1 protein-coding gene is annotated in these 1,107 nt (G+C 53.7%); it reads right to left on the reverse strand.

Going from position 1 to position 1,107, the window contains the following annotated elements; all coding sequences use genetic code 11:
- On the reverse strand, positions 1-1,012 hold a 1,012-nt coding region (locus ACOCD2_RS21305; RefSeq protein WP_419626064.1), incomplete at its 3' end, for a hypothetical protein.
- Positions 1,013-1,107 lie beyond the last annotated feature (95 nt).

Raw genomic sequence — 1,107 nt, forward strand, 5'->3', positions numbered from 1 at the left:
AACCGCCATAGTTCGCTAGTGGTCCCAGTTTCGCATCTCCCCAGCTGCTGCCCGGTTCTGAGAAGTCTCTATCTCCGTTGCAGCTGTCATCGTCTATCCAGCTGTTTTGCAGGCTGAAATACCCCCAGCCGCCGCAATTTCTTCCCCGTGATTCGGATATTACTGTGCGGATGATTTGCAGCGTTGTAGCTCCAGGCATTCCCAAGTTGTATATTGTGCCGCCATTGTTTGCTCTGCGCCGTTTGTTGTTTCGTTTGCGTTCGGCGTCTGGTCTGCATGAACAGCCACGGCATCTGTTTTTTCCTACTGCGAAGCTGCACTCATCTAGTTCTGGATCCGTGATTGGCGCGCTCTTGTTGTTTTTTAGTGTGCTGTCTGAGAATTTGTTACTGCCGCCGTCTGCGAACAGTACGGATCCACGCGCGGCGGTATCGGTCTCCCAGTTTGTGGATTTTTGCGCTCGGTTGTTCGCAAATGTGCTGTTTATTGCTCCGAATTGTCCGCGGTGGTTGTAGACTACTCCCCCCTGTTGCCTGGCTGTGTTCCATGCAAACGTTGAACTGGCCAGTGTTGTTTTTGCTGTGTCTCCGATTGCTGCTGTTTTATCGTTGCAGATTGCGCCGCCCTGTTCTGCGGTGTTGTCTCTCATGCTGGAGCTATCCACTGTTAGCGTTCCCCGGTTGTAGATTCCGCCGCCCATGTCCGTTGCTTGGTTTCCGTTGATTGCGGAAAACTGGACGTTGATTTCTCCCCGGTTGTAGATTGCGCCGCCCTTTGCTGCCTTGCCGCTTTCCAGTGCTACCGCCCACAGGCTCAAATTGCCCTTTGGTGTGACGTTTAGCAGTCTGTTGGTATGTTGTCCGTCTAGTGTGATGTCTGGCCGTCTGTCGCCGTTTATATCGCCCTCGATGCGCAGGCGCTTGTCGATTATGATTTGCCTGTCTAGTCGGATGGTTTTTTGATACAGCCAGGGCGCGAACGTCACCCGGTCGCCGTCGGTTGCTGATTCCACTGCTGCCCGTAATGTGCCGTTGCCGTGGTCTGCCAGACTGGTTACACGGTGTACGGTGATAGCGTGTGCCGTGCTGCTGCTGGTTAATGCTGCTA

The sequence above is a fragment of the Thiolapillus sp. genome (assembly GCF_048562965.1).
Classification (GTDB): Bacteria; Pseudomonadota; Gammaproteobacteria; order Chromatiales; family Chromatiaceae; genus Thiolapillus; species Thiolapillus brandeum_A.